Below are 24818 nucleotides of genomic sequence, written 5' to 3' on the forward strand. Positions count from 1 at the left end.
CACCATTCGGAACGCTGTCGCCAGCCGCTCCCCCCTTGTGTAAGCTAGGCGGGTTCATCATCGCGACCGATACTCCTATGCTGCTATTTCTCTGGCGAGCCTCGCTGCTCTACATGTTTCCCCTCATCATCTTCACCTACGGCCGGTTGGCCGATGTCTCTTTCGAGGCCATCGACAGCGGGGTGAATAGCCATAAATGGGTGATCATCGGCGCCTATCTGGCCTATTCGATCATCTGGTTGCTGGCCAACCGCTATCTGGAACAACTGCTGAGACGACGAGGTCGCCGGTGACGGCGCCGCTCTGGGCGCTGCTCGCCGCCGGCCTGTTGCTGTGCACCATCGCCGGCTGGCTGGCCGGGCGCCGTGACACTCGCCGGTTGGCCGATGAGCTGGCTCAGGCGCAGGGGCGCATCGAGGCGCTGCTGCTGCGGCAAGATGAACTCAACGACGAGCGCGCCCACCTACAAGAGCGTCAGGAGGAGCGCCAGCAGCTCATCATCAAGCTCACCGCCCGCCACAAGGAACTCGAGACCATGCTGCGTGCCGAGCGCCAGGCGGCGGCCGAGAAGCTGCAACTGCAGCAGCAGGCCGAGGCGCGGCTGGTCGAGCAGTTCGAGAACCTCTCGCACCGCATCGTCGAGCAGAACTCGACCCAGTTTCGCGATCTCAACCAGCACAGCCTGGATCGGGTGCTCACCCCGCTGCGCGAGCAGATCGAGAGCTTTCGCCGCCAGGTGGGGGAGACCCACGCCCAAGAGACCGAGCAGCGCCACAGCCTGCGCTTCGAGCTGGAGCGTCTGGCCGAGCTCAATGCCCGCATGACCGAAGAGGCGGCGGCCCTGACCCGCGCCCTCAAGGGGGACAGCAAGCAGCAGGGCAACTGGGGTGAGGTGGTGCTGGCCCGCATCCTCGGTGAGTGCGGATTGCGCGAGGGACACGAGTACGAGACCCAGGTCAGCATCACCAGCGAGAAGGGGCAGCGCTACCAGCCCGATGTCATCGTGCACCTGCCCCAGGGCAAGGAGATCATCATCGATGCCAAGGTCTCCCTGACTGCCTATGAGCGCTGGTACAACAGCGATGATGAACTGGAAAAGGCGGTGGCGCTCAAGGAGCACGTCGCGTCGGTGCGCAACCACATCCGCGAACTGGGGCGCAAGGATTACCAGCAGCTGCCTGGGGTGCGCACCCTCGACTACGTGCTGATGTTCGTGGCGGTGGAGCCGGCCTTCCTGGTGGCGCTGGAGGCCGAGCCCAGCTTGGTGCGCTATGGCCTCGAGCACAACATCCTGCTGGTGAGCCCGACCAACCTGATGGTGGCGCTGCGCACCATCGAGAACCTGTGGCGGGTGGATCGGCAAAACCAGAATGCCCGCCTCATCGCCGAGCGGGCAGGGCGCCTTTACGAGAAGCTGCGCCTGTTTGTCGAGGAGATGCAGAGCCTGGGTGGCAGCCTGCAACGGGCCAGCGAGAGTTACGACAAGGCGATGGGGCGCCTCGCCACCGGGCGCGGCAACCTGCTGGTGCAGGCCGAGCGACTGCGCGAGCTGGGGGTCGAGGTGCCCAAGCCACTGCCCGAGGCCCTGCGCGAGCAGGCGCTGGAGCAGGGTGATGCCGAGCCGCCACCGCGTCTCGCCGCCAATGAGCCGGAGTGAGAAGGGCAGCCGCAGGGCTGCCCTTTTTGTATGCCGGAAGCGGTTACTGGCGCCAGAAGGAGGGGAAGAAGAGCACCGCCACGGTCAGAATCTCGAGGCGGCCCAACATCATGCCAAACGAGAGCAGCCACTTAGCCGAGTCGGGCAGGGTGGCGAAGTTGGTGCTTGGCCCTATGACCGGCCCCATGCCAGGGCCCACGTTGGCCACGGCGGTGATGGAGCCCGAGATGGCGGTGAGCGGATCGAGGCCGACGGCGGTCAGCAGGGCGGCGATGACCAGGATGACGGCGAAGTAGGCCAGCACGAAGGCCACCATGGAGCGCACGATCCCCTCGTTGACCGGCCGGCCGTTGTACTTCTGCGGGAAGACTCCGGAGGGGTGCATCAGTTGCAGCATCTGCTTGCGAAACAGAGCAAACGAGAGCTGGATGCGGAAGATCTTCAGGCCCCCCGCGGTCGAACCCGAGCAGGCGCCGATGGCCAGCAGCACGAGAAAGAGCAGGCTGGTAAGGGGGCCCCAGGTGCCGAAGTCACCGAGGCCATAGCCGGTGGTGGTGAGCACCGAGACGATGTTGAAACAGCTGATGCGCAGGGCATCCCAGAAGCCGAACACCTCGCGCTGCCACAGGTAGAGGGTCATGATGACGGTGGTCCACACCACCAGCCAGAAGAAGCCGCGCACCTGGGCGTCGTTGATGAGGCTATTGTCGCGTCGTGCCAGGCTCTGCACGTAGAGCAGGAAGGGCAGCCCCCCGAGGAACATGAACAGGGTGCCTATCCAGTGCGCCGCATGGGAGAAGTGGGACATGGACTGATCCGAGGTGGAGTAGCCCCCGGTGCTGAGGGTGGTCATGGCGTGGTTGACCGCCTCGAAGGTGTTCATGCCGCTGGCCCAATAGGCGAGAAAACAGAGCATGGAGAGTACCAGATAGACCAGCACTATGTTGTTGGCCACCGTCTTGGCGCGCGGCGCGCTTTTATCCGACCAGTCCGAACTCTCGGTCTGGAACAGCTTCATCCCGCCCACGTTGAGGTAGGGCAGCACCGCCACCGCCATCACGATAAAGCCGACCCCGCCGAGCCACTGTAGGATGGAGCGCCACAAGAGGATGCTGTGGGCCATGCGGTCGAGCCCGGAGAGCACGGTCGAGCCGGTGGTGGTCACGCCGGACATGGTCTCGAAGTAGGCGTCGGTGAAGTCGATGTGGTTGATGAAGACAAACGGCAGGGCGCCGAAGATGCACACCACCGCCCACACCGAGGTGGTGAGCAGGAACATTTCACGCACCCCGAGCCGGAATTGGGCCTGACGACCGTAGTGCAGGCAGAGGAAGGCGGCCGCATGGGTGATCAGCACCGACTTGAGGAATTCGACGAAGCCCTCGGTGCCGGTGAGCAGTGCCAGCAGGGTGGGCAACCACATGAAAAGGGCCAGCTTGGAGAGCACCAGACCCAGGGTGAAGAGGATGGGACGCAGCTTGATCATGGATGAGCGCCTGGTCGTTGATTAACAAAAAGCCCGGCCAATCCTGTGAGGGGATGGGGCCGGGCCTGTGTTATGCGGGTCATGTTCGCGTTACAGGAAGAAGGGGCTGGGCTGAAACAGCCGCTCCACTTCGGGGATGTATTTCTTGTCGACCAGGAACATCACCACATGGTCATCCTGCTGGATCACGGTGCGATCGTGGGCGATCAATACCTCCTCTCCCCGCACCACGGCACCGATGGTGGTGCCGGGCGGCAGCTTGAGCTCACCGACCGTGCGGCCGACGACCTTGGAGGTGTTCTCGTCGCCGTGGGCGATCGCCTCGATCGCCTCGGCCGCGCCACGGCGCAGGCTGTAGACGTTGGCGATGTCGGCCCGGCGCACGTGGGTCAGCAGGGCCGAGATGGTGGCCTGCTGGGGCGAGATGGCGATGTCGATGGAGCCCCCCTGCACCAGATCCACGTAGGCGCCGCGCTGGATCAGCACCATGGTCTTCTTGGCCCCCATCTTCTTGGCGAGCAGGGCCGACATGATGTTGGCCTCGTCCTCGTTGGTGACGGCGATGAAGACGTCGGTCTGATCGATGTGCTCCTCGGCCAGCAGCTCCTGATCGGCGGCATCACCGCAGAAGACGATGGTGTGCTCGAGCAGTTCGGAGAGCTGCTCGGCCCGCTTGGGGCTGCGCTCGATGAGCTTGACGCTGTAGCGCTTCTCGAGCTGGCGGGCCAGCCCGGCACCGATGTTGCCGCCGCCGACGATCATGATGCGCCGGTAGGGGCTCTCGAGGCGTTGCAGCTCCGACATCACGGCCCGGATGTGGCCGGCGGCCGCCACGAAGAACACCTCGTCATCGGCCTCGATGATGGTGGTGCCCTGGGGGCGGATCGGGCGCCCTTGGCGGAAGATAGCGGCGACCCGGGTTTCGATGTTGGGCATGTGCTCGCGCAGGGTGGAGAGGGCGTTGCCCACCAGCGGCCCGCCGTAATAGGCCTTGACCGCCACCAGACCCACCCGGCCACCGGCGAAGTCCACGACTTGCAGCGCCCCCGGGTACTCGATCAGGCGGCGCACGTAGTCGGTCACCAGCTGTTCGGGGGCGATCAGGTGATCGACCGGCACCGATTCGGGCAGGAACAGGCGATCCCGCTCGGCCAGGTAGGCCGGGGAGCGGATGCGCGCCACCTTGTTCGGGGTGTTGAACAGGGAGTAGGCCACCTGACAGGCGATCATGTTGGTCTCGTCACTGTTGGTGACGGCCACCAGCATGTCGGCGTCCTGCGCCCCCGCCTCGCGCAGCACCCTGGGGTGGGCGCCGTGGCCATTGACCACCCGCAGGTCGAACTTGTCTTGCAGCTCGCGCAGGCGCTCGCTGTCGGTATCGACCAGGGTGATGTCGTTGTTCTCACCGGCCAGATTCTCGGCCAGGGTGCCGCCAACCTGGCCTGCCCCCAGAATGATGATCTTCATCGTGCGCTCACTGCTTTCTCAGCTTGGCGTAGTAGAAACCGTCCATGTTCTGCTCACCCGGCAGATACTGGCGACCCGGCTGCTCCGGGGTATCCCCGGCGTGCAGCGGCACCAGCTCGGCATCCGGTGTGGCGGCGAGGAAGGCGCGGATCTGATCGCGGTTCTCCTCCGGCAGCACCGAGCAGGTGGCGTAGAGCAGGGTACCGCCGCTTTTGAGTTTCGACCAGAGGGCGACCAGGATCTGGCGCTGTAACTGGGCCAGCTCGCGGATATCCTGATCCCGGCGCAGCCACTTGATGTCCGGGTGGCGGCGGATCACGCCGGTGGCCGAGCAGGGGGCGTCGAGCAGGATGCGATCGAAGGCCGGGCCTTGCCACCACTGCTCCGGCGCACTGGCGTCCCCGTGGATGAGCTGGGCCTTGAGGCCGATGCGATCGAGGTTCTGCTGCACGCGCTTGAGGCGCTCGGCATCGGCATCGACCGCCACCACGCCGGCCAGCGCCGGCTGGCGCTCCAGCAGGTGGGCGGTCTTGCCGCCGGGGGCGGCGCAGGCGTCGAGCACCCACTCGCCCGGCTGCGGATCGAGCAGCGCTGCCGCTTGCTGGGCGGCGCCATCTTGCACCGAGCAGTCACCTGCCTCGAAGCCGGGAAGCTTGGTCACGTCGCAGGGGCGTTCGAGCAGTATGCCGTCTTCCCCTTGGGCGCCGGCACTGGCTTCGATGCCGGCCTCGGCCATGCGCGCCAGCATGGCCTCGCGGCTCTGACGGCTGGCGTTATTGCGGATCCACATGGGTGGGCGCTGGTTGTTGGCATCCATGATCGCCTCCCACTCCTCGGGGTAGGCGTGGCGCAACCGCTTGGCCAGCCACTCGGGGTGGCCGAGGCGCACGCTCGGGATGCGGTCGATGCGCATCAGGATCACCTCGGCGCTGCGCTGGAAGTTGCGCAGCACGCCGTTGATCAGGCCACGCAGGGCCTGCCCCTTGAGCAGCTTGGTGGCGTTGACCGTCTCGGCCACGGCCGCGTGGGGCGGAATGCGGGTGTAGATGAGCTGATAGAGCCCCACCAGCAGCAGGTAGTGGAAGATGCGGCTCTTGTTCTTGAGCGGCTTGTCCATCATCTCGCCGACGGCGGCGTCGAGACGGGGCAGCCAGCGCAGGGTGCCGTAGCAGAGCTCCTGCAGCAGGGCGCGATCGCGCGGGGCAACCTTCTCCTGGGCGGCGGGCAGAACGGCGGAAAGCGAGTTGCCGTGATCCAGGACCTGTTGCATGACCAGAGCGGCCTGAGCACGTGTTTTCATAGGGTTACCTTAGATTGAGCGCTCGGAAACGAAACCGGCGGGGCCTGGCCCCGCCGCAATCAGGACAGTGTGGTTCCGATGGTGAACCAGTCGCGGCGGGAGTTGAGCAGATCCTGCACCGCCATCGGCTTCTTACCCGGGGGTTGCAGGGTCAACAGGCGCAGCACGCCACGGCCGGTGGCGATGTCGATCCCCTCCCGGTCGGCCTTGAGCAGGGTGCCCGGTGCCTGGCCGTGTTCGCTCTCCAGCACTTGGGCTGACCACACCTTGACGGTCTGGCCGGCCACGTCGAACCAGCTGATGGGCCAGGGGTTGAAGGCGCGGGTGCAGCGCTCGATGGCGGCCGCATCCAGGGTCCAGTCGATGCGCGCCTCCTCCTTGGAGAGTTTCTCGGCGTAGTTGGCGAGGGCGTCGTCCTGCGGCTCGGGCTGGATCTCACCGGCGGCAATCTGGCTGAGGGTCTCGACCAGCGCCTGCGGGCCCAGCTCGGCCAGCTTGTCGTAGAGGCTGGCTGAGGTCTCGTCGGCGGCGATCGGGCAGGCGGCCTTGCTCAGCATGGCGCCGGTGTCGAGGCCCACGTCCATCTGCATGATGGTGACGCCGGTCTCGGCATCGCCCGCCCAGATGGAGCGCTGGATCGGGGCGGCGCCGCGCCAGCGTGGCAGCAGGGAGCCGTGCACATTGATGCAGCCAAGGCGCGGGGTATCGAGCACCACCTTGGGCAGGATCAGGCCGTAGGCCACCACCACCATCAGATCGGCGCCCAGCGCCGCCAGCTCGGCCTGCGCCTCTTCACTGCGCAGGGTCGCGGGCTGGTAGACCGGCAGATGGTGCGCCAGTGCCAGCTCCTTGACCGGACTGGCGGTCAGCTTCTGGCCGCGCCCGGCCGGCTTATCGGGCTGGGTATAGACGGCCACCACCTCGTGGCCGGAAGACAACAACGCCGCCAGATGACGGGCGGCGAAGTCGGGGGTACCGGCAAAAATCAGTTTCAGCTTGTTCAAAACGGGGCTTCCTCAGGCGCTCTTGCGATCTTCGCGCGCCATTTTTTCGAGTTTCTGGCGAATGCGCTGGCGCTTCAGCGGAGAGAGGTAGTCGACAAACAGTTTGCCGATCAGGTGGTCCATCTCATGCTGGATGCAGATGGCCAGCAGTTCGTCGGTTTCCAGCTCGAAGAAGTCACCCTTGACGTCCTGGGCGCGGATCTTGATCTGCTCTGCGCGGGGAACCAGGGCGCGGCTGCCGGGAACGGAGAGGCAACCCTCTTCGATGCCGGTGCTGCCGGATTGCTCGAGGACTTCCGGGTTGATCAATACCAGGCGCTCGTCACGCTCCTCGGAGACGTCGATGACGATGATCCGCTGGTGAATATCGACCTGAGTTGCGGCCAGACCGATCCCCTCCTCGGCATACATGGTCTCGAACATATCATCTACAATCTGCTGTAGTTCAGGCGTAAAGGCCTCGACGGGGGCGGCAACGGTGCGCAGGCGTTCGTCGGGGAAGCGCAGTACATCTAAAATGGCCATAAATCGGTTTGTAAGCCCTATCGGTAAATAAAGGTTGAAAGCTGGTGCAATTCTAGACATTTACACCGGCAAAGAACAGTCACCGTTCCCAGAGCAGTAACAAGGAGTGTTATGAATCTGACGCGAACCGCCCTGATCTGCCTGCTACTCGGTGGAAGCCAGGGAATATGGGCCGACACGCTCGCCCTCAAGCAGGGGTACCCCGAGACTTACATGGTGCGAAGCGGTGACACGCTCTGGGACATAGCCGGGCATTATCTACAGAAACCCTGGCAATGGCCAACCTTGTGGCAGGGAAATCCCCAGATTGCCAACCCCCATCTTATCTATCCCGGTGATCGGCTCCAGCTGAGCTGGGTTGATGGCCAGCCTCGATTAATGAGTGCGGCGAGCGGGAGCAAGCGGGTGATCACCCTCTCACCCCGAGTGCGCAGCGAAAACAAGCTCTCCCCTATTCCTACGCTTTCGCTCGATGCCATTGGCCCCTTCTTGCAGGGGGATTATGTCTTTTCCCATGCCGGTGAGGTGAGGGGGCTTCCCTTTGTTCTGGGTAACAACGACAAGCAGATCGCCGTGCTGGAGCAACATACGATCTATGTGCAGGGGCTGCTGGAGCCGGGCCGGCAGTATGGTACTTACCGCCCGGGTCGGGCTTACAAGGATGCCAAGAGTGGTGAGTGGTTAGGGCAGGAGGCCGTGCTGACCGGCATAGTGCAGGCCGAGACCCTGTGGAACAACGGACAGACTCAGGCCAAGTTGCTGGCTAATCGCCGGGAGGTGCGCCAGGGCGATGTCTTGTTGCCATTACCCGATGATGTGCAGGCGCAGGCCCACTTCACGCCCCATGCCGGAGCGCTCTTCCAAGCCGGTAGCGTCATTGCGATCCCCAATCAGGCCAGTGCGGCAGGCAAGCTGGAGGTGGTGCTCATCGACAAGGGCGGTCAGGATGGTCTGGATGCCGGCAGTGTGCTTGATATCCGGCGACCGGGTGTCGCCTACGTTACCGGAGACACCGCCCACCACGACTATCGGGATACCGCCTCCAGCTTTGATCGGGCCTTTCATTCCGGCATCAATCAGCGACTCCCCTCCGAGGCGGTGGCCAAGGTGATGCTGTTCAAGGTCTATCACCGGCTCAGCTACGGCCTGATCGTACAGAGCCAGGATATGGTTCGGGTAGGCTATTCGGTTGGCGCCCTCTGATGCCGGAGTACTCCGCTGGTTGGCCTTGGCCGATCTGCCGGGCATTGGTCCCGTGGGCGCTTGGCGTTTGCTGGAGCGGGCGGAAGGCCGCATTGAAAGCCTGTTTGAGCATGCGGACGCAGTACTGGCCTCATGGGGATTGAATGAAGCGCAGCGAGCGGCGCTGCACCGGCCACCCAAGATGGGCGCGCTGGCGCATGACTGGATGCAACGTCCCGATCACCATTTGTTGACCCCTGACCATCCGCTTTATCCTCCCCTGCTGCGAGCGATCCCTGCCGCCCCGTTACTGCTCTGGTGCCGGGGCCGGGTGGAGGTGCTTTCCACCCGGCAACTGGCCGTGGTGGGAAGCCGCCACCCCACCTTTTCCGGAAAAGAGAATGCCAGGCGGCTGGTACAGGAGCTGGTGGCGGCCCAGGTGGCCATCACCTCAGGCTTGGCGCTCGGCATTGACGGGGTATGTCATGAGGCGGCCCTGGATGCCGGTGGCATCACCTTGGCCGTGCTCGGCTCGGGCCTCGATAGCCTCTATCCGAAACGTCATCTTGCCTTGGCTGAGCGCATCGTTGTGCAGGGCGGGGTGCTGGTGTCCGAGTTTTTCCCGCAGCAGGGGCCGCTGGCCGAACACTTTCCCCGCCGTAATCGCATCATCAGTGGTCTGGCGTTGGGGACCCTGGTGATCGAGGCGGCGGAGCAGAGCGGCTCGCTCATCACGGCGCGCCATGCCCTCGAACAAGGGCGCGACGTGTTTGCCGTGCCAGGGGCGTTGCAGAACCCGCAGGCCATCGGCTGCAATCGTCTCATTCAGCAAGGGGCAAAGCTTGTGCTGGATATTGCCGATATAGTGGGGGAGCTGGGATGGCCTGGCGCTCCTGTTTCTATGCCGGTGTCGAGGCCAGAGGCAGAGCAGCCCGGATTGCTATCTATCAGCTTGTTAGATAACGTAGATTATGAGACCACGAGTGTTGATGTCGTAGCCGCTCGGGCAGGCCTCTCAATTGAATCCGTGATCGGACAGTTGGTTGAGTTGGAGTTGGCCGGGTTGGTGACATCGGTTGCAGGTGGATATGTCAGAAGAGGAGGGTGAATCATGTTTGACGTATTGATGTACCTTTTCGAGACCTACATCCACAGCGATGCTGAGGTCATGATCGATCAGGATCAACTGACCGACGAACTGACCCGCGCCGGTTTCCATCAGGACGAAATCTACAAGGCGCTCGGCTGGCTTGAGCGTCTGGCCAATCTGCATGACAGCGAGCGGGAGACCTATGTCACCTGTAGCGCCCCGGGCTCGATGCGTATCTTTGCCCCGCAGGAGCTGGATCGTCTCAGCCCCGAATGTCGCGGTTTCCTGCTGTTTCTCGAACAGGCTCAGGTGCTCAACGCCGAGACCCGCGAAATTGTCATCGAGCGCCTGCTCGAGCTGGATACCCCCGAGATCGAACTCGACGATCTCAAGTGGGTGGTGATGATGGTGCTGTTCAACGTCCCCGGCAGCGAACACGCCTATCAGCAGATGGAAGAGCTGGTGTTCGACGAGTCGAACGGTGTCCTGCACTGACATAAGCCGACCGCGCTGCTAGAATCCGGCCCATCCGACTTTCGGCAGCGCGGTAATACATGTCCAAGATCGATCCCTCTCTCTTCTCTGCGCACGAGCATGCCCTCGAGCGCGAAGCGTGCCCCCAGTGCGGTGCCGAGCTGGTGATCCGCCAGGGCAAGCACGGCCCCTTCCTCGGTTGCAGCGCCTACCCCGGCTGTGATTTCATCCGCTCACTTGCGCCAAACGGGCGCGATATTGAGAAGGTGCTGGAAGGTTCCTCCTGCCCCGAGTGTGGCCAGCCGCTTGCCATCAAGAAGGGGCGTTACGGCCTCTTCGTCGGCTGCACCCAGTTTCCTCTTTGTCACCATATTGCCTCGTTGCAAGAGAGTGATGAGACCCAGATCGCCTGCCCCGCCTGTGATGAAGGGCACCTGCTTAGCCGCACCTCCCGTTATGGCAAACAGTTTTACTCCTGCAGCCGTTATCCCCACTGCAAATACGTGGTCAACGATAAGCCGATAGCCATGGCCTGCCCCGATTGTGGCTGGAAGATCATGGTAGAGAAGCGGGTGCGTGGCGCCTTGCGCTGGGTCTGTCCGCAGAAGGGGTGTGGCAAGCAGGTGGATCAGGGAAGCAAGTAGCAATGCCAGTCAAGGCGTCATGAATAACAAGCGGGGCAGGTTGCATTGGGCAGCCTGCCCCTTTAACTGACAGCAAGGTGAACATGAACGAACTGGAACGCGCGGTCGCGGCCCTCAAGCAGGAGGGGGTGATCGCCTATGCAACCGAAGCGGTGTTCGGGGTGGGGTGTGATCCGGACTCTGAAGCCGCCGTCCATAAACTGCTGGCCATCAAGCAGCGCCCGGTCGAGAAGGGACTGATCCTGATCGCGGATACCCTGGAACAGCTGCTGCCCTATATCGACATTGCTGCCCTGACGGCCGAGCAACGCGCCGCCGTCGAGGCCAGCTGGCCTGGCCCGTTCACCTGGGTCATGCCGGCACGGGCCACCACGCCCAAGTGGCTGACCGGCCAGTTTGACACCCTGGCGGTGCGGGTCACCGCGCATCCCCAGGTGCGGGCGCTGTGCCGCGCCTTCGGCAAGCCGCTGGTATCGACCAGCGCCAACCTGACCGGCGAGGAGCCGGGGCGCACCACGGCCGAGGTGGTGGCGGCGCTGGCGGGACGCCTCGATTATGTGCTGCCGGGGGAAGTGGGTGGCCGCGCCAAACCTTCCGAGATCCGCGATGCGCGCACCGGCACTGTGCTGCGGGCATCCTGAGGAGGACGTATGGAAAGACCGGACGTGAGCCAGGTCAGGGCCTTCTTGCTTGGCTTGCAGGATCGCATCTGCGCCGCGCTGGAGCAGGCCGATGGTGCGGCGCACTTTATTGAGGACGCCTGGCAGCGCGAGGGAGGGGGCGGTGGCCGCACCCGGGTGCTAAAGAGCGGGGCGGTGATCGAGCAGGGGGGGGTCAACTTCTCCCATGTTTATGGCGATGCGATGCCGGCCTCGGCCACGGCCCACCGTCCTGAGCTGGCGGGGCGCCGCTTCGAGGCGATGGGGGTCTCGCTGGTGATCCACCCGCACAATCCCCATGTGCCGACCAGCCATGCCAACGTGCGTTTCTTCATCGCAGAAAAAGAGGGAGAGGCGCCCATCTGGTGGTTTGGCGGCGGGTTCGATCTCACCCCCTTCTATCCGGTGGAGGAGGATTGCCGGCATTGGCATCGAGTGGCGAAGGATCTCTGTGCCCCGTTCGGTGACGGGGTCTATGAAGAGTACAAGGCCTGGTGCGATCGCTACTTCTTCCTCAAGCACAGAAACGAGACCCGCGGTGTGGGCGGGCTGTTCTTCGACGATCTCAATGGCTGGCCGTTCGAGCAGTGCTTTGCCTTCATGCAGGCGGTGGGCGACGGCTATCTGGAAGCCTGTCTGCCCATCATTGAGCGGCGCAAGAGCACCCCCTACGGTGAGCGCGAGCGCCAGTTCCAGCTCTATCGCCGCGGCCGCTACGTGGAGTTCAATCTGGTGTTCGATCGCGGCACCCTGTTTGGCCTGCAAACCGGCGGACGGACCGAGTCGATCCTGATGTCGATGCCGCCGCTGGCCCGCTGGGAGTATGACTGGCACCCCGAGCCGGGCAGTGCCGAAGCGGTGCTATACGACTACCTCACGCCACGGCAGTGGTGATGCAAGCGGCCCCGGTTCGGGGCCGTTTCGCTTGTGGCGGCCCGCAAAAAGCCGTTAAATCGAGCCATTAGCCGTATACAGGACAGTTTCGATGGATCGCTATCTCGTCGTTGGCAACCCGGTTCGCCACAGTAAGTCTCCTTTCATCCATACCCTCTTTGCCCGTCAGACCCAGCAGGAGATGGAGTATGGCCTGTGTGAGCCACCGCTCGATGGTTTTACCGATGCGATGCGGCTCTTCTTTGCCCGTGGTGGCAAGGGGTGCAATGTCACCGTGCCGTTCAAGGAGCAGGCCTTTGCCCTGGCCGCTGAGCTGACGCCGCGGGCGCGTCGTGCCGGTGCGGTGAACACCCTCAAGCTGGGTGATGACGGGGTGCTGCTCGGTGACAATACCGACGGTGCCGGGCTGGTGGCCGATCTCAAGCACCAGTCGGTGGAGTTGCAGGGGGCGCGTATCCTGCTGCTGGGGGCCGGAGGCGCCGCGCGCGGTGCCCTGGCTCCGCTGCTGGCAGAGCGTCCCAGTGCGTTGTGGATTGCCAACCGCACCCCGGCCAAGGCCGAGCAGCTGGCGGGCGAGTTTGCCGAACTAGGGCCGGTCAGTGCCGCCGCTTATGCGGCGCTGGAGGGGCCGTTCGATCTCATCATCAACTCCACCTCGGCCAGTCTGGCCGGTGAGCTGCCACCGCTGGACGCCGGTCTCATCCATGAGCGGGTCACTGTGTATGACATGATGTACGGTGCCGGTGATACCGCCTTTAACGGCTGGGCCCGGCAGTTGGGGGCTGAGCGGGTCATCGATGGGCTCGGCATGCTGGTCGAGCAGGCGGCCGAGGCATTCACCCTGTGGCGCGGCATTCGGCCGGGCACCCGTCAGGTGCTGCGCGAGCTGCGCCGCAATCTGGGTTAAGGAGGCAACGCCATGAATCAGGAGATCTTGTTTCCAGATTTACAGGAGTGGCAGGCGGGCGAGCAGCGGGTGGGGTTTCCCGCCCAGGCGATGGGGGCCTTGATCCAGTGCTACATCGGGCGCAGCCAGCTCGAGCGGATGGCGGGCACCGCCCTGCTGGGGGAGGCGGAGGTGCTGCGCGCCTTCGATGCGCTGCGCTTTGACATCGAGGAGCTGGCGACCCGGGCCATCGAGGAGCAGGCGTTTGCCCCCGACGGCTCCATCCTGATCGGTGATGCCGCCCATGCCCGCCACGGTGGGCAACCGTGATGGGTGTTTCCCCCTTCCCTGTGTAGGAAATGGACTGGCGGCGCGTAGGAAATCGACTTGGCGTTTTTATTTCGAGATAAAAATAGGCACTGAATTCCTCGAGTTAAGGCGCTCTGTCGGGTGGAGTGGGGGCGATAAAACCGAATGGTGCGTTGAGCTTCATTTCACCTGATGTAAACTGCTTGACCCAGTCGCCAGCGTGCGACTCGCCAACAGGGATGATGCCCCTTCGGGATGAAGGTGGGTGCAGGATGCCCTTCTCCACATCGTGGGCAGGAGCCACGCGACGGGAGTATAAAAAGAAAGCAAGCACACGCAGATGTTCCAGGAATGAATAACAAGGTCAGGATGACTCTGTGCGCGCCCCGGGTTGTCCGGCTGGCGCATGATGCACCCTGCATCGGCATATGGATAGGCAGCTCAGGCTGCCTTTTTTCTATGGACGATTAACCCGTTCCGGCATTTGTGTCAGAATAGCCGCCAATTACGCCCGAGCGGTGCGCGTCAGCGTCCTGTCGTGAATGGACAGAGGCGGTGCCGGGCACGGTCCCGCACTCCCGCCGCGTTCCCCCACCTATTCCCTCCGGAAGCCATAATGGACTCCTGAGGCGGGTTCCACCTTTTTGTTTTTGGAGTGAGAAGTCATGTCGGCCAAACAACCTGTTCGCAAGCCCAAGAGCGGCGGCAAGAAAGAGTCCCAGGAGAGCGCTCAGGCCGGGCGCGAGCGCAAGCGCGCCGCCAAGCGTAAGGGTCTGAAGGCGGGTTCCCGCCACTCTGGCACCCAGAGCGGTGGCAAGGGGGGCAAGAAGGATCAGAAAGATCCGCGCATCGGCTCCCGCAAGCCGGTGGAGCTGGTGGTCGAGACCGCCAAGCCGCAGGCCCCCAAGGCGGCGCCGGTGAAGGAAGAGAAGAAGCGCGGGCTGACCCCCGAGCAGGAGCTGGCCGCCATCGAGAACGACGAGCGCCTCAACGGCCTGCTCGATCGCCTCGACGAGGGTGAGGAGCTCAGCCCGGCCGACCTGGCCTGGGTCGAGGAAAAAGTGGCCCGTCACCAGCAACTGATGGAAGAGCTGGGGCTGGTCGAGGAGGACGAAGAAGACGAAGAGGCGGAGCCCGCCAGCGACGAAGAGCTGTGGGATCGCTTCCTCGATTCTGACTACAAGCCAGAGCCCAAGCCGTGATCGGATGGGTGCTGGCCGGTGCGGCCATTTTGCTTGTGCTGGCGGTGTATGCCGCCAGCCTGTTGCTGAAACTGCGTGCCCAGCGCCGTGCCCGCGCCACCGCCATCCGGGCACGCAACGAGCGTATTCTCGAGAGCGTGCACCTCATCGCCAAGGCGGTCAAAGAGGGGCAGTGCGACCCTTCCGAGGGGGCGATTCGCCTCACCAACCTGCTCGATGCCCTGCAATATGCGCGGCCCCGTCCCCATGCCGAGGAGTTCCCCGGCCTGTATGGCCTGTATGAGCGGATCAAGGATCTGCCGACCCATGAGGCCCGCCGGCTGCTCAAGAAGAACGAGCTGCTGCGCCAGGATCTCGAGCGGGCTCGCCACGAAGAAGAACATAACGACCAGATCCAAGAGGATGTGGCACGACTGGCCGCCTTCACCCTGCCGGTGTGACGGCTTGCAATGAGGAGCGTGAAGTGCAAGCAGAGAAGATTGTCTGGGATCAGGCCCTGATCGAGAAGTACAACTACAGCGGCCCCCGCTATACCTCCTACCCGACCGCCCTCGAGTTCGACGAGGCCTTCGGATTCGACCAGTTTGAGGTGGCTGCCGGCCAGTATCCGGCGCGCCCGCTCTCTCTCTACGTGCACATCCCCTTCTGCCACAAGCTCTGCTACTACTGCGGCTGCAACAAGGTGATCACCCGCCACCGTCACAAGGCCGATCACTACCTCGACTATCTGGAGCGGGAGATCCGCACCCTGGCTCCGCGCTTTGCCGGGCGCACTGTGACCCAGCTGCACTGGGGCGGCGGCACGCCGACCTACCTCGACGAGCCCCAGACTCGCCGTCTGATGGCCATGCTGCGTGCGCACTTCCATTTCGCCGAGGCCGGGGAGATCAGCATCGAAGTCGATCCGCGCGAGATCGAGCTCTCCATGCTCGACGTGCTGCGTGAGGTGGGGTTCAACCGCATCAGCCTCGGGGTGCAGGACTTCAACAAAGCGGTGCAGACAGCGGTCAACCGGGAGCAGGACAACGACTTCATCCGCGCCATGCTCGAGCGCGCCCGTGAGCTGGGCTTTCGCTCCACCAACCTAGATCTGATCTACGGCCTGCCGCTACAGACCCGCGAGGGCTTTCGCCACACCCTCGAAGAGGTGCTCAAGACCGATCCGGCGCGCCTCTCCATCTTCAACTATGCCCACCTGCCGAGTCGCTTCGCCGCCCAGCGCAAGCTCAAGGAGGAGCAGATGCCGGCGCCGCACGAGAAGCTGGCCATGTTGCAGGAGACCATCGCCTTCCTGACCGGCCACGGCTACCAGTTCATCGGCATGGATCACTTCGCCAAGCCCGATGACGAGCTGGCGGTGGCCCAGCGCGAAGGCAAGCTGCACCGCAACTTCCAGGGTTACACCACCCAGGGGGAGTGCGATCTGCTGGGGCTGGGGGTCTCCTCCATCAGCATGCTGGGGGATGCCTACTCCCAGAACCAGAAGGATCTCAAGGCCTACTATGCCCAGGTCGATGCACAGGGCCACGCCCAGTGGAAGGGGTGTGCACTGAGCCGCGACGATCTGATCCGCCGCGACGTCATCAAGGGGCTGATCTGCAACTTTCGCCTCGACTTTGCCGAGATAGAGCAGGCTTACGATCTGGTGTTTGCCGACTACTTTGCCGAGGATCTCGCCCTGCTCAAGACCTTCGTCGACGATGGTCTGGTCAGCCTCAACGAGCACGGCATCCGGGTGGCGCCGACCGGCCAGCTGCTCATTCGCAATATCTGCATGTGCTTCGATGCCTACCTGAGGCGGCGGGCCCGCCAGCAGCAGTTTTCCCGGGTGATCTAAACCAGAAGCAGACAGGGGTCGCATAGGCGGCCCCTTCTTATTGGCGTCATCCGATCCCTTCATATGCTTTATTGAGATAAGTAAAGCGCAACTTATTCGTTCTCACGTATAAAAACTCACGGCATGCTGACACCACATCAGATAAGGAGTGTCACCATGAAAGCGTCCGTCATCACCCTCTCCCTCATCGCGACTCTGGCCTGGAGCCCGCTGCGTGCCGCCGAAGTGGAGCTACTCAATGTCTCCTACGATCCGACCCGCGAGCTGTTCCAGGAGTACAACAGCGCCTTCGCCAAGTACTGGCAGGCCAAGAGTGGCGACAGCGTCAGCGTCAAGCAGTCCCACGGTGGCTCCGGCAAGCAGGCGCGGGCCGTGGCCGACGGGCTGGAGGCCGACGTGGTGTCGTTGGCGCTTGCCTATGACATCAATGCCATCGCCAAGACCGGCCTGTTGCCCGAGAACTGGCAGTCGGCCCTGCCGCACAATGCCTCCCCCTACACCTCGACCATCGTCTTCCTGGTGCGCAAGGGAAACCCCAAGGGGATCAAGGACTGGGGCGATCTGGTGCGCGGTGACGTCTCCATCATCACCCCCAACCCGAAGACCTCGGGAGGGGCGCGCTGGAACTACCTGGCGGCCTGGGGTTATGCCTACCAGCAGGGCGGTGAGGAGAAGGCCAAGCAGTTCATCAGCGACCTCTACCGGCACGTGAAGGTGCTCGACTCGGGGGCGCGCGGCGCCACCACCAGCTTTGTCGAGCGCGCTCTCGGCGACGTGCTGCTGGCCTGGGAAAACGAGGCGCTGCTGGTGCTCAACCAGGCCGGCAATGCCGACAAGTTCGAGCTGGTGGTGCCCTCGGTCTCGATCCTGGCCGAGCCGCCGGTGGCGGTGGTCGACAAGGTGGCCAAGAAGCACGGCACCGAGGCGGTCGCCAAGGCCTATCTCGAGTATCTCTATTCACCCGAGGGGCAGCGCATCGCCGCCAAGCACTACTACCGCCCGACCGATCCCACCGTGGCGGCCGAGGTGAAGGCGCGCTTCCCGGCCGTCAAGCTGCTGACGTTGCAGGAGCTGGAAGGGGACTGGGACAAGGCCCAGAAGCGCCACTTCGCCAGCGGCGGCCTGTTCGACCAGCTCTACCAACCGGGCCGCTAAGCGCCAAGGGAGGCACACCATGCATCAGGTACTTCTGGTTCCCGGCCTGCACAACAGTGGCGATGAGCACTGGCAGAGCGTCTGGCACCGCCGTTTTCCCCACTGGCAGCGCCTGAGCGGCCTGCCTTGGGATCAGCCCAACCTCACCGTCTGGAGCGAGCGGCTCGCCGAGCTGTTGGCCCGAAGCCAAGAGCCGGTGCATCTGGTGGCCCACTCCTTCGGCACCCTGACTGCGGTGGCGGCCAGCCGGCTGCAACCGGACAAGGTGGCCTCCCTGTTTCTGGCGGCGCCGGCCGATCCGGATCGCTTCGGCATCGCCGAGTCGCGTCTGGTCGGCCCGTTGCCGGCCCCCGCCCTGCTGGTAGCCAGCCGCAGCGATCCCTGGATGTCGTTTGCTCAGGCCAGTCGCTGGAGCCGGTTGTGGCAGGTACCCCTGTTCGATGCCGGCGAGGTGGGCCACATCAATGTCCAGTCCGGCCACGGCGAGTGGGGCGACGGGTTGGCCCTGCTCGGCGATCTGCATGGCCGTATTGCCCCGCCGCGCCGTCCGTTGCCGTGGGCCGAGACCCGACTCAGGGCGTGGTGATGAGCTGGCCGAGAAACAGGGTGAAGAGATCGGCGCGCGAGGCGAGTCCCAGCTTGGCATAGAGGTGCTTGCGGTGGTTTTTCACCGTGCCGGGGCCGATGCCGAGCCGCTCGGCGATCGTCACCGTGTCGCAGCCGTGCAGGATCAAGGTGGCCACCTCCCGCTCGCGGCGGGTCAGGTGGGGGCCGCCGAGCCGCGCCAGGGTACGGGTCACGGCCTGACGCACTCGCTCCATCTCCGGCTCGCCCTCGGGGGCGGCGGGCAGGGGCGGCGGGGTGGCCCCCCACTGCTGGCGGCAGAGCGCGTGCACCAGTGCGAAGTGGCGGCGCAGCGTGGTCAGCTCGGCGCCGGTGACCGGACGCCGTCCGGCGAGGCGGCCAAGGGAGATGAGCAGGGTGAAATCGGGGCGCACCGGCAGCAGCAGCCCCAGCTCTTCGCGCCAGCCGGTGGCGGGGTAGAAGTGGTGGGTGTAGTCGGGCTCGCGGCCGGTCAGGCGCGACACCTCGGCCAGGGTCCAGACGCCGGCGCCGAGCCCCTGGCGCAGGGCGAGCAGGAAGGGGTCCTTCTGATGGGCGCCGGTCAGGTAGCGCTCGAATAGCAGCTCGCGGCGATCCGGCAGGTTGTCGTAGAGATAGACAGGGCGGCGGCCATGGCCGAGCACGATGGCGCAGTCAAACGGTACCCAGCTGCTCAGCAGGGCCACCAGCGCGGCGGGAAAACCGGGGCCGTGCAGCGTCTCTATGGTGCGGGTCAGGGGGTCGGGAGTGGTGGGCATGGGAGCGGCCAGTGCAGTCAGAGTCTGCCCATGCTAACAGGGGATCGCCAAACTGTCCCCTAGGGGACATATTCGACAGTGTGGTGAGCGGCGAGCATAGGGGTTTTTCCGCCGATGTTTGGAGTGAACCATGACCGACCCCCAACTGCTTGCCGATCTGATGGCGCGTGGGCTCATCGCCCAGCAGACCGATGCCGACGCCCTGGCCGAACACCTTGCCAGCGGAGCGCGCACCGTCTATTGCGGCTTCGATCCGACGGCGGGCAGCCTGCACATCGGCCATCTGGTGCCACTCTTGATGCTGCGCCGCTTCCAGTTGGCGGGCCATACCCCGGTGGCCCTGGTCGGGGGCGCCACCGGCCTCATCGGCGATCCCAGCTTCAAGGCCAGCGAGCGCACCCTCAACGACGAGGCGACGGTGCTGGGCTGGGTTGCGGCGCTCGGGGCCCAGATCCGCGCCCTGCTGCCGGCCACTGCCGGGCTGGCCGAGCCGCAGATGGTCAACAATGCCGACTGGATGGGCGGCATGTCGGCGCTGGCCTTCCTGCGCGACATCGGCAAGCACTTCTCGGTCAACACCATGATGGCGCGCGAGTCGGTGCGCCAGCGCCTGGCACGGCCCGATCAGGGGATCTCGTTTACCGAGTTCTCCTACAGCCTGCTGCAATCTTATGACTTTGCCGTGCTCAACCAGCGCCTCGGCTGTAGCGTGCAGATCGGCGGCAACGATCAGTGGGGCAACATCACCAGCGGCATCGATCTCACCCGCCGCCTGCACGGGGTACGGGTGCATGGCATGACCCTGCCCCTCATCACCAAGGCGGACGGCACCAAGTTCGGCAAGACCGAGGGGGGGGCGGTGTGGCTCGATCCCGAACTGACCTCCCCTTACGCCTTCTATCAGTTCTGGCTCGGCACGGCGGACGCCGACGTCTATCGCTTCCTGCGTTACTACACCTTCCTGCCCCTGGCCGAGATTGCCGCGCTGGAGGAGGCCGATCGCGCCCGCGCCGGGCGCCCGCATGCGCAGCGGGTGCTGGCCGAGCAGATGACCGCCCTGGTGCACGGGGAGGCCGCGCTCTTACAGGCGCAAGCCTTGAGCGAGCTGCTCTTTAGTGGCGAGGTGGCCGCGCTGGATGAGGCCCAGTTGCAGCAACTGGCGCGCGGCGGCCTGCCGGTGACGCAGTGGGAGCAGGAGGGGGATAGGGTCGAGCTGCTGGTGGCGAGCGGGCTGGCCGGCTCGAAGCGGATCGCCCGTGAATTGCTGGCCGCCGGCGCCATCGCAATCAACGGCGCCGCGGTGCAGGAGGCCGAGCTGGCCGGCAGCGACTGGCGCTTTGGCCGCTTCCTGCTGCTGCGCCGGGGCAAGAAGCAGTACCACCTGGTGATCCGCCACGGATAAGAAAACGCCCTCTTCGGAGGGCGTTTTTAATGGACTCAGCCGGCCAGTGGCAGCAGGTCGGCGTAGTCGTTGAGCGCGGCGAAGCGCGCAAAGCGCAGGGGCGGCTGCTGGCTGTCGGGGCGGGTAATACCGAGCTGGTGGGCCACGCCGAACTCGGCCGAGGTGGCCAGAATGCGCTCGCTGTCGTCGATAAACAGGGTGCGGGCTGGGTCGAACGGTTCGCGCTGGCTCAGCGCCTGCCAGCTTTGCGGGCTCTCCTTGGCCCAGCCCAGTTGGTGGCTGCTGACCATGGCGTCGAGGTGGGCATCGAGACCGAGTTCGGCCACCTTAACCTCGAGGCTGGCCGGGTGGGCATTGGTGAACAGGACGCGGCGCTTGCCGGCACGCTTGAGCGCCGCTAGGAAGGGGATGACGTTGGCGCGCCAGCGGATCTTGTCGCGTAGCTCCCGGCTCATGGCGCGGATGTCGAGCCCCAGCGTCTCGCTCCAGTAATCCACGCAGTACCAGTTCAAGGTGCCGGCCACTGCCCCGTAGTGCTGCTCGATGCGGCGCCTGGCCTCGTCCAGCGGCAGGGCGTGGCGCACGGCGTAGCGCTCGGGCACCAGGGTCTGCCACAGGTGGCTGTCGAAATGGAGATCGATCAGGGTGCCGTCCATGTCGAGCAGGACTGTGTCTATGGTGTGCCAGGGCAAGCGGATGGGCATGGGGGTCTCCTTGAATGGGCGGGCAGTATAACAGGGCGCTCCGTCTCACTCCCGCGCGCCGCCAAAGCGGGCCAGCAGCGCCGCCTCGTCACCGATGCGCTCCTGCTCGGCCAGCGCCTCACGCCGCCACTCCTGCATCGCCGGATGGCGCAGCAGGGTCTGCACATAGGCTTGCAGATCCTCGGGCACCGCCACGTTGTAGCTGGAGAGTCGCCACACCACGGGGGCGTACATGGCGTCGGCGATGGAGAAGGGGCCGAACAGGTAGGGGCCGTGCTCGGCCATGGCACGCGCCTCGCGCCAGAGGGTAAACAGGCGCTCGAGATCGCGGGAAAGGGCCGCGTCGGGCGTAGCGCCCCGCACCCGCAAGCGGATATTCATCGGCAACTGGCTGCGCAGGGCGCTGAAGCCGGAGTGCATCTCGGCGCTGATGCAGCGGGCGCGGGCACGCAGATCCGGGTGCTCCGGCCACATTTGCGGGCAGCGCTCGGCCAGGTACTCGGCGATGGCCAGGCTGTCCCACACCTGCAATGGGCCGTCGTGCAGGCAGGGCACCAGTCCGCTGGCCGAGTAGGCCTTGTGGCGCTCGTTCACCCCCTGCCCGGTGAGCGACACCTTGACGGTGGAGAAGGGGATGGCGAAGTGCTTGAGCAGCAGCCAGGGGCGCAGCGACCAGGATGAGTAGTTCTGATTGCCGATATAGAGTGTGAGCATGGCTCCTCCTTGAACCTGAATGGGCTTTCGAGTGTGGCACCAATCCGGCCAGGGATACATGCCCCATTGGCGGGAGCGAGGCCATTTTGCCGATAGCCGGGAGCGGGCGACTCGTTTACTCTTGAGGCAAGATTTCAGCCCAGTGATCGCCATGGACCACGCAAAAGAGAAACCCGAGATCCTCAAGGCCGAGCTGGTGGCCGAGAGCCGCCTGTTCAAGGTCGAGTCCCTGCACCTCAAGTTTTCCAATGGGGTGGAGCGAGTCTATGAGCGGATGCGGGGCGGCAACCGAGGCGCCGTCATGGTGGTGCCTCTGATTGACCGCGACACCCTGCTGCTGGTGCGCGAATATGCCGCCGGCACCCACTCGTATGAGTTGGGTTTTCCCAAGGGGCTGATCGATCCGGGTGAGGATGCCGGCATGGCCGGCAACCGCGAGCTGATGGAGGAGGCCGGCTTTGGCGCCCGCGAGCTGATCCCGCTCAAGCAGGTGTCGCTCGCCCCCGGTTACTTCGCCAGCCGCATGGATATTCTGCTGGCCCGGGATCTCTACCCGGAGCAGCGCGAGGGGGACGAGCCCGAGCCGCTCGACGTGATCCCCTGGCCCCTGAGTGAGATGGATAGCCTGCTGGCCCGCCCCGACTTCAGCGAGGCGCGCAGCATCAGTGCCCTGCTGCTTGCCCGCAAGTGGCTCGATGAGGAGGAGTGATGATCGACTTGCTGGCCGTGGCCCCCGAGGCGCGGCGCATTGCCCGTGAAGCCGGGCGAATCCTGAGTGAGATCTACCGCAGCGGCCAGTTTGAGCGCCACCAGAAGGAGGACGACACCCCGGTCACCAGTGCCGATCTGGCGGCCGATGCCTACCTCAAGCAGGCGCTGTCGGCCCTCACCCCCGGCGTGCCGGTACTGACCGAGGAGGCGGCCGACATTCCGCTGGCCCAGCGCGTCGAGTGGCCGGAGTACTGGCTGGTGGACCCGCTCGACGGCACCGGCGAGTTCATCGCCGGCAGCGGGGATTTCGCCACCCTGATCGCTCTGGTGCGCCACCACCATCCGGTGCTTGGCATCGTCTATGCCCCCGAGTCCGACGTGCTCTACTGGGCGGTGCAGGGCCACGGTGCCTTCAAGGAGTGTGGCGGCGAGCAGTACGCCATCGCTGCCATGCGCCACGAGGTGGCGCCCGCCAGCCTGGTGGTGGCCATCAGCCGGCGCCAGAAGATAGAGCGCCTCACCCGCCGCCTCAACCCCGATTTTCACTACGATCTGCTGCCGCTTGGCTCGAGTTCGCTCAAGTCCTGCCTGGTGGCCGAGGGGGCGGCCGATTGCTATGTGCGCCTCGGCCCCACCGGAGAGTGGGACACCGCCGCCGCCCAGTGCATCGTCGAGGAGGCGGGGGGGCGCATCCTCAACCTCGGTTTGCAGCCGCTTAGCTACAACCGCCGCGAGTCGCTGGAGAACCCCGACTTCATCACCCTGGGTGATCCCTCGCTCGCCTGGGAGCGCATTCTGCGCCCCTGATGAGAACCATAAAAAAGGCGGCCAGTGGCCGCCTTTTTTATCATCCGCCCCTGCCGGGGTGGGCTCAGTAATCGCTGTTGGCGCGTTTGGCCCTGTGGATCATGGGGGTGATGGTCATGCCCTGCACCACGATGGAGAACATCACCACCGAGTAGGTCATCACCAAAATGACCTCGCGCAGATCGACCCCGTGCTCGGGCAGCAGCATCTGGCCGGAGGGGAGCGCCAGCGCCATGGCCATCGCCAGACCGCCACGCAGGCCGCCCCAGGTCAGGATCCGCACCGAGAACTTGTTGTAGCTGCGTACCCGGCGAAACGCCACATAGGGCAGGGCGACGCTGATGAAGCGGGCCGCCAGACACAGGGGCACGGCGATCACCAGCAGCACCCAGTCGTGCCAGGCGAGATCGAGCAGCACCAGCGCCAGACCGATCAGCAGGAACAACAGGGCGTTGAGGAACTGATCCATCAACTCCCAGAAGTGATCCAGGTGGTGTTTGCTCTGCTCGGAGAAGCCGGAGTGGCGGGTCCAGTTGCCGATCATGATGCCGGTGACCACCATGGCCAGGGCGCCGGAGACGCCGAGCATGTTGGCCAGGGCGAAGCCGGCGGTCGGGATGCACAGGGTCAGCAGCAGCTCGAGCGAGCCGTCGTCGGTGGCGCTGATCATGATGTGGGCCACCAGACCCAGCACCACACCGAACAGGATGCCGCCGAGCGCCTCATGCAGGAACAGGCTGGCCACGCCGCCGAAGGTGGGCTCGACGCCGCCAAACGCGACGGCAAACACGGTGGCGAAGATCACCAGGCCGACACCGTCGTTGAACAGGGACTCCCCCTCGATCTGGATGGCGATCTGGGGCGGCGCCTTGAGCTTCTTGACGATGGCCAGCACGGCGATCGGGTCGGTGGGGGAGATCAGCGCTCCAAACAGCATGCAGTAGACCAGCGGGATCTCCCAGCCGAGCAGGGCGGCAATCCACCAGAAGCCGTAGCCGATGATGAAGGTCGAGAGCAGGGTGGAGAAGACCGCCATGATGGTGATCTCCCACTTCTGCTCGCGCAGGGCCGGCAGATTGATGCCGATACCGCCAGCAAACAGCAGAAAGCCCAGGATCCCCTTGAGCAGGAAGTTCTGGAAGTCGATGCTCTGCATGGTGCTGATGGCCAGTGGCTCAAGGTTGAACCAGCCCAGTTTGCCGAACAGTACGATCAGGGCGGAAATCAGCATGGATCCCGCCGTGATGGCGATGGTGGTCTGGATCTTGATGACGTACTGGTTGGCAAAGGCAATGAAGATCGCCATCGCTGCCAAGAAGCAGAGAGTGTAATAGACGCTCATTGTTAT

26 protein-coding genes and 1 pseudogene are annotated in these 24818 nt (G+C 64.6%); 18 read left to right on the forward strand and 9 right to left on the reverse strand.

The genetic code is table 11. The features are described from left to right. The first annotated feature begins 77 nt into the window (after positions 1-77). Together BN1134_RS05905 and rmuC are read left to right on the forward strand one after the other, a co-directional pair. The gene (locus BN1134_RS05905; RefSeq protein ID WP_042045894.1) at positions 78-293 is read left to right on the forward strand and encodes a hypothetical protein; all 216 of its coding nucleotides are present in this window, start codon (positions 78-80) and stop codon (positions 291-293) included. Continuing rightward, entirely contained in the window at positions 290-1657 is a 1368-nt protein-coding gene (rmuC, locus tag BN1134_RS05910) for a DNA recombination protein RmuC (protein WP_042045896.1), read from the forward strand. The genes BN1134_RS05905 and rmuC overlap by 4 nt, the downstream gene beginning before the upstream one ends. Positions 1658-1700: 43 nt before the next feature. On the opposite strand, the gene BN1134_RS05915 is transcribed toward rmuC, so the two are convergent. The 5 genes from BN1134_RS05915 to def form a co-directional block, all read right to left on the reverse strand. Further along, positions 1701-3143 carry a TrkH family potassium uptake protein gene (locus BN1134_RS05915; protein WP_042045898.1) on the reverse strand — a complete coding sequence of 481 codons (1443 nt, stop codon included), beginning with the start codon at positions 3141-3143 and terminating at the stop codon, positions 1701-1703. 90 nt (positions 3144-3233) lie between these two features. Continuing rightward, a complete protein-coding gene (trkA, locus tag BN1134_RS05920) occupies positions 3234-4610 on the reverse strand; it encodes a Trk system potassium transporter TrkA (RefSeq protein WP_042045900.1) in 1377 nt (458 codons plus the stop codon). A gap of 7 nt (positions 4611-4617) precedes the next feature. Then, positions 4618-5910: a 16S rRNA (cytosine(967)-C(5))-methyltransferase RsmB gene (gene rsmB, locus BN1134_RS05925; protein ID WP_042045901.1), complete on the reverse strand. Its 1293-nt coding sequence runs from the start codon at positions 5908-5910 to the stop codon at positions 4618-4620. 59 nt (positions 5911-5969) lie between these two features. Then, on the reverse strand, positions 5970-6914 hold the full coding sequence (fmt, locus tag BN1134_RS05930; protein ID WP_042045903.1) for a methionyl-tRNA formyltransferase: 945 nt from the start codon (positions 6912-6914) through the stop codon (positions 5970-5972). 12 nt (positions 6915-6926) lie between these two features. Next, entirely contained in the window at positions 6927-7439 is a 513-nt protein-coding gene (gene def / locus BN1134_RS05935) for a peptide deformylase (RefSeq protein ID WP_042045905.1), read from the reverse strand. A 111-nt stretch (positions 7440-7550) separates the two neighbouring features. Between def and BN1134_RS05940 the strand changes: the two genes are divergently transcribed. The 13 genes and pseudogenes from BN1134_RS05940 to BN1134_RS06000 all read left to right on the forward strand — a co-directional run bounded on the left by BN1134_RS05940 (position 7551) and on the right by BN1134_RS06000 (position 18357). Beyond that, positions 7551-8642, forward strand: a complete 1092-nt coding sequence (locus BN1134_RS05940; protein WP_042045907.1) for a LysM peptidoglycan-binding domain-containing protein — start codon at positions 7551-7553, stop codon at positions 8640-8642. After that, positions 8629-9740, forward strand: a pseudogene (dprA, locus tag BN1134_RS05945) (DNA-processing protein DprA). Before BN1134_RS05940 ends, dprA begins: the two are co-directional and overlap by 14 nt. Beyond that, a complete protein-coding gene (locus tag BN1134_RS05950) occupies positions 9733-10206 on the forward strand; it encodes a DUF494 family protein (protein ID WP_042045908.1) in 474 nt (157 codons plus the stop codon). Before dprA ends, BN1134_RS05950 begins: the two are co-directional and overlap by 8 nt. 59 nt (positions 10207-10265) lie before the next feature. After that, positions 10266-10829 carry a DNA topoisomerase family protein gene (locus BN1134_RS05955; RefSeq protein WP_042045909.1) on the forward strand — a complete coding sequence of 188 codons (564 nt, stop codon included), beginning with the start codon at positions 10266-10268 and terminating at the stop codon, positions 10827-10829. Positions 10830-10912: 83 nt separating this feature from the next. Continuing rightward, positions 10913-11470: an L-threonylcarbamoyladenylate synthase type 1 TsaC gene (gene tsaC / locus BN1134_RS05960; protein ID WP_042045911.1), complete on the forward strand. Its 558-nt coding sequence runs from the start codon at positions 10913-10915 to the stop codon at positions 11468-11470. 9 nt (positions 11471-11479) lie between these two features. Continuing rightward, the gene (gene hemF / locus BN1134_RS05965) at positions 11480-12382 is read left to right on the forward strand and encodes an oxygen-dependent coproporphyrinogen oxidase (protein WP_042045913.1); all 903 of its coding nucleotides are present in this window, start codon (positions 11480-11482) and stop codon (positions 12380-12382) included. 91 nt (positions 12383-12473) lie between these two features. Continuing rightward, on the forward strand, positions 12474-13289 hold the full coding sequence (gene aroE / locus BN1134_RS05970) for a shikimate dehydrogenase (protein ID WP_042045915.1): 816 nt from the start codon (positions 12474-12476) through the stop codon (positions 13287-13289). Positions 13290-13301: 12 nt separating this feature from the next. Continuing rightward, on the forward strand, positions 13302-13598 hold the full coding sequence (locus BN1134_RS05975) for a DUF1488 family protein (RefSeq protein ID WP_042045916.1): 297 nt from the start codon (positions 13302-13304) through the stop codon (positions 13596-13598). A gap of 644 nt (positions 13599-14242) precedes the next feature. Further along, the gene (gene yihI / locus BN1134_RS05980) at positions 14243-14779 is read left to right on the forward strand and encodes a Der GTPase-activating protein YihI (RefSeq protein ID WP_042045917.1); all 537 of its coding nucleotides are present in this window, start codon (positions 14243-14245) and stop codon (positions 14777-14779) included. After that, entirely contained in the window at positions 14779-15219 is a 441-nt protein-coding gene (locus BN1134_RS05985) for a DUF2489 domain-containing protein (protein ID WP_408862602.1), read from the forward strand. The genes yihI and BN1134_RS05985 overlap by 1 nt, the downstream gene beginning before the upstream one ends. A gap of 23 nt (positions 15220-15242) precedes the next feature. After that, positions 15243-16616 carry an oxygen-independent coproporphyrinogen III oxidase gene (gene hemN, locus BN1134_RS05990; RefSeq protein WP_042045919.1) on the forward strand — a complete coding sequence of 458 codons (1374 nt, stop codon included), beginning with the start codon at positions 15243-15245 and terminating at the stop codon, positions 16614-16616. A 156-nt stretch (positions 16617-16772) separates the two neighbouring features. Further along, on the forward strand, positions 16773-17771 hold the full coding sequence (locus BN1134_RS05995) for a sulfate ABC transporter substrate-binding protein (RefSeq protein WP_042045922.1): 999 nt from the start codon (positions 16773-16775) through the stop codon (positions 17769-17771). A gap of 19 nt (positions 17772-17790) precedes the next feature. Then, positions 17791-18357 carry an RBBP9/YdeN family alpha/beta hydrolase gene (locus BN1134_RS06000; protein WP_042045923.1) on the forward strand — a complete coding sequence of 189 codons (567 nt, stop codon included), beginning with the start codon at positions 17791-17793 and terminating at the stop codon, positions 18355-18357. Here BN1134_RS06000 and BN1134_RS06005 read toward each other — a convergent pair. Continuing rightward, positions 18344-19132, reverse strand: coding sequence for a helix-turn-helix transcriptional regulator (locus tag BN1134_RS06005; protein ID WP_042045924.1), 789 nt, complete (start codon positions 19130-19132; stop codon positions 18344-18346). The two genes, BN1134_RS06000 and BN1134_RS06005, sit on opposite strands and share 14 nt — an antisense overlap. Before the next feature lie 130 nt (positions 19133-19262). Here BN1134_RS06005 and tyrS point away from each other — a divergent pair, with 130 nt between their 5' ends. Then, positions 19263-20534: a tyrosine--tRNA ligase gene (gene tyrS / locus BN1134_RS06010; protein ID WP_042045925.1), complete on the forward strand. Its 1272-nt coding sequence runs from the start codon at positions 19263-19265 to the stop codon at positions 20532-20534. A 35-nt stretch (positions 20535-20569) separates the two neighbouring features. Here the strand turns inward: tyrS and yrfG are convergent, their stop codons facing one another. After that, positions 20570-21238, reverse strand: coding sequence for a GMP/IMP nucleotidase (gene yrfG, locus BN1134_RS06015; RefSeq protein WP_042045926.1), 669 nt, complete (start codon positions 21236-21238; stop codon positions 20570-20572). Between the two features lie 45 nt (positions 21239-21283). Next, complete coding sequence (locus tag BN1134_RS06020; protein WP_042045927.1) at positions 21284-21952, reverse strand: glutathione S-transferase family protein; 669 nt, start codon at positions 21950-21952, stop codon at positions 21284-21286. 151 nt (positions 21953-22103) lie between these two features. Here BN1134_RS06020 and nudE point away from each other — a divergent pair, with 151 nt between their 5' ends. After that, the gene (gene nudE, locus BN1134_RS06025; RefSeq protein ID WP_042046060.1) at positions 22104-22661 is read left to right on the forward strand and encodes an ADP compounds hydrolase NudE; all 558 of its coding nucleotides are present in this window, start codon (positions 22104-22106) and stop codon (positions 22659-22661) included. Continuing rightward, entirely contained in the window at positions 22661-23470 is an 810-nt protein-coding gene (gene cysQ / locus BN1134_RS06030) for a 3'(2'),5'-bisphosphate nucleotidase CysQ (RefSeq protein WP_042045928.1), read from the forward strand. The genes nudE and cysQ overlap by 1 nt, the downstream gene beginning before the upstream one ends. A 64-nt stretch (positions 23471-23534) precedes the next feature. On the opposite strand, the gene BN1134_RS06035 is transcribed toward cysQ, so the two are convergent. Then, positions 23535-24812, reverse strand: coding sequence for a cation:proton antiporter (locus tag BN1134_RS06035; protein WP_042045929.1), 1278 nt, complete (start codon positions 24810-24812; stop codon positions 23535-23537). Between the last annotated feature and the right edge of the window lie 6 nt (positions 24813-24818).

Origin of the sequence: Aeromonas simiae, from assembly GCF_000820125.1 — a bacterium.
Taxonomy (GTDB): Bacteria; Pseudomonadota; Gammaproteobacteria; order Enterobacterales; family Aeromonadaceae; genus Aeromonas; species Aeromonas simiae.

Bases quoted from the DNA above. Each gene is read 5' to 3' on its own strand.
- BN1134_RS05905 (WP_042045894.1), top strand. From the start codon at position 78: ATGCTGCTATTTCTCTGGCGAGCCTCGCTGCTCTACATGTTTCCCCTC.
- BN1134_RS05915 (WP_042045898.1), bottom strand. From the start codon at position 3,143: ATGATCAAGCTGCGTCCCATCCTCTTCACCCTGGGTCTGGTGCTCTCC.
- trkA (WP_042045900.1), bottom strand. From the start codon at position 4,610: ATGAAGATCATCATTCTGGGGGCAGGCCAGGTTGGCGGCACCCTGGCC.
- rsmB (WP_042045901.1), bottom strand. From the start codon at position 5,910: ATGAAAACACGTGCTCAGGCCGCTCTGGTCATGCAACAGGTCCTGGAT.
- def (WP_042045905.1), bottom strand. From the start codon at position 7,439: ATGGCCATTTTAGATGTACTGCGCTTCCCCGACGAACGCCTGCGCACC.
- BN1134_RS05940 (WP_042045907.1), top strand. From the start codon at position 7,551: ATGAATCTGACGCGAACCGCCCTGATCTGCCTGCTACTCGGTGGAAGC.
- BN1134_RS05950 (WP_042045908.1), top strand. From the start codon at position 9,733: ATGTTTGACGTATTGATGTACCTTTTCGAGACCTACATCCACAGCGAT.
- BN1134_RS05955 (WP_042045909.1), top strand. From the start codon at position 10,266: ATGTCCAAGATCGATCCCTCTCTCTTCTCTGCGCACGAGCATGCCCTC.
- tsaC (WP_042045911.1), top strand. From the start codon at position 10,913: ATGAACGAACTGGAACGCGCGGTCGCGGCCCTCAAGCAGGAGGGGGTG.
- hemF (WP_042045913.1), top strand. From the start codon at position 11,480: ATGGAAAGACCGGACGTGAGCCAGGTCAGGGCCTTCTTGCTTGGCTTG.
- aroE (WP_042045915.1), top strand. From the start codon at position 12,474: ATGGATCGCTATCTCGTCGTTGGCAACCCGGTTCGCCACAGTAAGTCT.
- BN1134_RS05975 (WP_042045916.1), top strand. From the start codon at position 13,302: ATGAATCAGGAGATCTTGTTTCCAGATTTACAGGAGTGGCAGGCGGGC.
- yihI (WP_042045917.1), top strand. From the start codon at position 14,243: ATGTCGGCCAAACAACCTGTTCGCAAGCCCAAGAGCGGCGGCAAGAAA.
- BN1134_RS05995 (WP_042045922.1), top strand. From the start codon at position 16,773: ATGAAAGCGTCCGTCATCACCCTCTCCCTCATCGCGACTCTGGCCTGG.
- BN1134_RS06000 (WP_042045923.1), top strand. From the start codon at position 17,791: ATGCATCAGGTACTTCTGGTTCCCGGCCTGCACAACAGTGGCGATGAG.
- BN1134_RS06005 (WP_042045924.1), bottom strand. From the start codon at position 19,132: ATGCCCACCACTCCCGACCCCCTGACCCGCACCATAGAGACGCTGCAC.
- tyrS (WP_042045925.1), top strand. From the start codon at position 19,263: ATGACCGACCCCCAACTGCTTGCCGATCTGATGGCGCGTGGGCTCATC.
- yrfG (WP_042045926.1), bottom strand. From the start codon at position 21,238: ATGCCCATCCGCTTGCCCTGGCACACCATAGACACAGTCCTGCTCGAC.
- BN1134_RS06020 (WP_042045927.1), bottom strand. From the start codon at position 21,952: ATGCTCACACTCTATATCGGCAATCAGAACTACTCATCCTGGTCGCTG.
- nudE (WP_042046060.1), top strand. From the start codon at position 22,104: ATGGACCACGCAAAAGAGAAACCCGAGATCCTCAAGGCCGAGCTGGTG.
- cysQ (WP_042045928.1), top strand. From the start codon at position 22,661: ATGATCGACTTGCTGGCCGTGGCCCCCGAGGCGCGGCGCATTGCCCGT.
- BN1134_RS06035 (WP_042045929.1), bottom strand. From the start codon at position 24,812: ATGAGCGTCTATTACACTCTCTGCTTCTTGGCAGCGATGGCGATCTTC.